The 3,905-nt window shown below is 70.2% G+C and carries 3 protein-coding genes; 1 reads left to right on the top strand and 2 read right to left on the bottom strand.

What is annotated here, in order from left to right:
• Nucleotides 1-208 precede the first annotated feature (208 nt).
• Together ACWELQ_RS40530 and ACWELQ_RS40535 are read right to left on the bottom strand one after the other, a co-directional pair.
• The gene (locus ACWELQ_RS40530) at nucleotides 209-1,588 is read right to left on the bottom strand and encodes an NtaA/DmoA family FMN-dependent monooxygenase (RefSeq protein ID WP_452402295.1); all 1,380 of its coding nucleotides are present in this window, start codon (nucleotides 1,586-1,588) and stop codon (nucleotides 209-211) included.
• A 12-nt stretch (nucleotides 1,589-1,600) separates the two neighbouring features.
• On the bottom strand, nucleotides 1,601-2,800 hold the full coding sequence (locus tag ACWELQ_RS40535; protein ID WP_452402296.1) for an LLM class flavin-dependent oxidoreductase: 1,200 nt from the start codon (nucleotides 2,798-2,800) through the stop codon (nucleotides 1,601-1,603).
• Nucleotides 2,801-3,013: 213 nt separating this feature from the next.
• Here ACWELQ_RS40535 and ACWELQ_RS40540 point away from each other — a divergent pair, with 213 nt between their 5' ends.
• Nucleotides 3,014-3,841 (top strand): NADPH-dependent oxidoreductase, encoded by an 828-nt coding sequence (locus ACWELQ_RS40540; protein WP_452402297.1) that lies wholly within the window; start codon nucleotides 3,014-3,016, stop codon nucleotides 3,839-3,841.
• The last annotated feature ends 64 nt before the right edge of the window (nucleotides 3,842-3,905 follow it).

The following is a 3,905-nucleotide window of genomic DNA, read 5'->3' on the forward strand; positions in this document are numbered from 1 at the left end:
CACAACCGCACTCCAGCCAACCATCTCGGCCACCGGCTTCTCCTTCTCCGACGCGTCGAAATCGCTGGCGGCACTAACGATCGCGACCAGCCTGGCGCTCACGGTCGCTCTCACAACCCCGATTCGTGCGATCCGGTCACCCGCGTAGCCGCCCGCAGCGTGACCAGCATTTACAGGCACATCTGGCCGAACCGATGCCGCTGCTAATTCATCGCCCAGCGCTTGCGTGCCGGCGAGGGGAGGTTTCGGGCTGGACCGGTGGTAGTCCGAGGTTGTCGCGGAGTGTGGTGCCGGTGTAGTCGGCGCGGAGCACGCCTCGGTCCTGTAGGAGGGGGACTACTTGGTCGACGAAGTCGTCGAGGCCCCAGGGCACCAGGTGGGATCCGAGGATGAAGCCGTCGGAGCCGTCGTTGGCGACGAAATCGTCTATCTGCTGGGCTATTTGGGCGGGGGTGCCGACCAGGGGGCCGCGTTCGAACTGGTCGATGACGACCTCGCGCAGGGTCAGCTTCTTGGCCTCGGCGACCTCGCGTAGTCGTCGTGCGGTGGCGAAGCGGTCCTGGTGGACGAAGGCGCGGCCCTGGATGATCGGCGGCGCATCGGGATCCGGGTCGATGGCCGGTACGGGGCCGTCGGGGTCGTAGCCCGAGAGGTCGCGGTTCCAGATCTGCTCCAGCAGGATCAGGGCGGTCTGGCCGGTGACCTGCTCGTCGCGGATGGCGTGATGCTTCTCGATCGCCTCGGCTTCGGTGTCGCCCAGCACGAAGCTCGCCGACGGCAGGATCTTGATGTCGTCGGGTGAGCGGCCCGCCGCCACGGCGCGCGCCTTGACGTCGCGATAGAACTCGGCCGCCTCGGGCAGTTTGCCGTAGGGGGAGAAGATGGCGTCGGCGTTCGCGGCGGCGAAGTCCCGGCCCTGCGGCGACACGCCCGCCTGCAAGATCACCGGCCGCCCCTGCGGGCTGCGCGGCACGGTGAAGCGACCGGCGATGTCGAATTGGGTGCCGTGGAAGGCGAATTCCCCGGCGTCGGCGCGGGCCAGGAAGCGACCGGAGCTCGGATCGGCTACCACATCGTCGTCGCGCCATGAATCCCACAGCGCGCGTACCGCATTGAGCGTCTCCTCCGCGCGGGCGTAACGGTCGGCCGGGTCGAGGTAGCCGCCGCGCCGGAAATTCTGCCCGGTGAACGCGTCGAAGGAGGTGACCACGTTCCACGCGGCCCGGCCGCCGGAGAGGTGATCGAGGCTGGCGAACTGGCGGGCCAGCTCATAGGGCTCGTTGAAGGTGGTGTTGATGGTGCCCGCCAGCCCGAGATGCTCGGTGACCGCCGCGAGGGAGGCCAGCACAGTGAGGGTGTCGGGGCGTCCGATGATGTCCTGATCGAAGATCTGCCCGGCGCGCTCGCGCAGGATGAGTCCTTCGGCGAGGAAGAAGAAGTCGAACCGGCCGCGTTCGGCCGTGCGGGCGGTGTGTTCGAAGGAGGTGAAGTCGATCTGGCTGCCGGCCCGGGGATGCCACCAGGCGGTGTGATGGTTCACCCCACCGAGGTAGGCGCCGAGGATGACCTGCTTACGGGATGTGCTCATGGATGGCCTCGCTCAGGCGTTCGCGTAGCGGTTGGGGACGGTGGTGGGCAGGCCGAGCAGGCCCCGCAGGGTGGTCTCGGCGTAGCCGGTCCGGAATCGGCCGCGGCGCTGCAGGATCGGCACCAGGTCCGCGGCGATGGCGGTCAGGTCGTCGACGGCCACCCCCGGCCGCAGGCGCACGCCGTCGACGCCGGTGTCGTGCCAGGCGATCAGCAGATCGGCGAGCGCTTCGGCGTTGCCCGCGAAGATCGCCGCGTCGGAACCGAATTCACTGCCGGTGTGGGCGTTCAAGCGAGCGAGTCGCTGCGGTCCGGTCGCGTCGTCGGTGTCGAGGAACACGACCAGGTCGGCGTAGACCCGCAGCGGTTCACCCTCGCGCCCGACGCGTTGCGCGGCCGCCGCCACCTGACTCAGCAGCGGTGCGGGCCCCTCCTCCAGGGTCGGGGTCACGAACACCAGATCCGCACCGCGCGCGGCGAATTCGTAGATCAGGGGCGCGTGCGCGAGTGCGGTCACCACCGGCTGGCCCTGCGGCGGACGTGGGGTGATGGACGGGCCGCGCACACTGAAGAAGCGCCCCTCGAAATCGACGTAGTGCAGTTTGTCCCGATCGATGAAACGCCGGGTGGCGACGTCGCGGATCTCGGCGTCGTCCTCCCAGCTGTCCCACAGCCGGCGCGCCACCTCGACCGCGTCGGCCGCCTCGTCGAACAACTCGCCCACCGCATCCGGGAACCGGCCCGTGGCAACGGCTTCGGCGAGCTCGGCGGTGCTGGGGTCGGCGATGACGCGACGGCCGAAATGGGCGGCCTCGGCCGCGGTCGCCGACACCCGGGCCTGCCATCCGGCCCGGCCGCGCGAGGTGTAGTCGAGCGTGGCGATCGCCTTGGAGACGTGGAAGGGCTCGGTGTGGGTGGTGGTGACCACCGGGACCAGCCCGAGGTGGCTGGTCACCGGCGCGAGGCGGGCGGCGATCAGTTCGGCGTCCAGGCGGGCCCGGACCCGGTCGACCGCGCCGTCGGGCGTCGGCGGCACGGCCAGGCTGTCCTCGATGGTCACGAAGTCCAGCAGCCCGTGTTCGGCGAGGGCGGCCAGGTCGGTCCAGTAGCGCGCGCCGAACAGCTCGGCGGGCCGGGAGTTCGGTTCTCGCCAAGCCGCCGGATGCCAGCCCGCGCCGTCGAGCGCCGCACCCAGGTGCAGTGGTGTCGCCATGGTCCTCGGTCTCCGTTCTCGTGCCTGCCACCACGCCGGACCGGCGTGCGCCCCTCACGCACACTGGCCCGTGCACGGTGCCGCGGTCAACGGTTGCGATCAGGCTGATCGTGCGGAAATACTGTGGCGGAGAGCAGAATTGGCCGCGCGGTGTTCGGCTCGAGCTGCGGTCAATGCCTGACTCGGGCGACGGCGGCGGCCACGATACGCGGTATGACTCAGATCGTCGTTTCCCCGGATCAGCTGGTGGCGCAACGCTATCGTGACCCCGATCCGACCTCGCCCCCGGAATGGAACCCGGTGCTGCAGGTGCTGCACGAGCACCGCTCGGTCCGCCGCTATCTCCCCGATCCGGTGCCCGATGAGGTGCTGCGCCTGATTGTCTCGGCCGCCCAGTCCGCGCCGACGTCCTCCAATCTGCAGGTGTGGAGCGTGATCGCGGTCCGCGATCCCGAACGCAAGGCCCGGCTCGCCGCCCTCGCCGGCGACCAGGAACACATCCGGCAGGCCCCGGTGCTGCTGGTCTGGACAGCGGATCTGGCCCGGCTGCGCGGGCTGGCGGTCGAGCGCGGGGTCCCGCTGGAGGGCGCCGACTTCCTGGAGTCGAGTTTCGTGGCCTTCCTGGACGCGGCGCTGGCCGCGCAGAACGCGGTGACGGCGGCCGAATCCCTGGGCCTGGGCACCGTCTACATCGGTGCGATCCGCAACAACCCAGAACAGGTCGCGGCCGAATTGTCACTGCCGCCAGGGGTGTTCCCGGTGGTCGGCCTCGTACTCGGGGTCCCGGACCCCAGCGAGGACGCCCGCGTCAAACCGCGACTCCCGCAGGCCGCCGTGTTGCACGAGGAGACCTACGACGCGACCGGGCAGGCCGAGCGGATCGCCGAGTACGAATCCCGGATCGCCGAGTTCTACGCCGAGCAGAACCTCGACCACTCATGGACCGACCGGGTCCTGGAGCGCCTGGGTTCCGCCGCCGCGCTCAAGGGCCGCGATCGATTGCGCGATCACCTCACCGCCCAGGGCTTCCCACTGCGCTGACCCGTACGGTGGCCATCACCGGAGACGCCATCGCCGGGCGGCGGCGTGCCGGGGCCGGTCTACC

The sequence above is a fragment of the Nocardia sp. NPDC004722 genome (genome assembly GCF_053601505.1).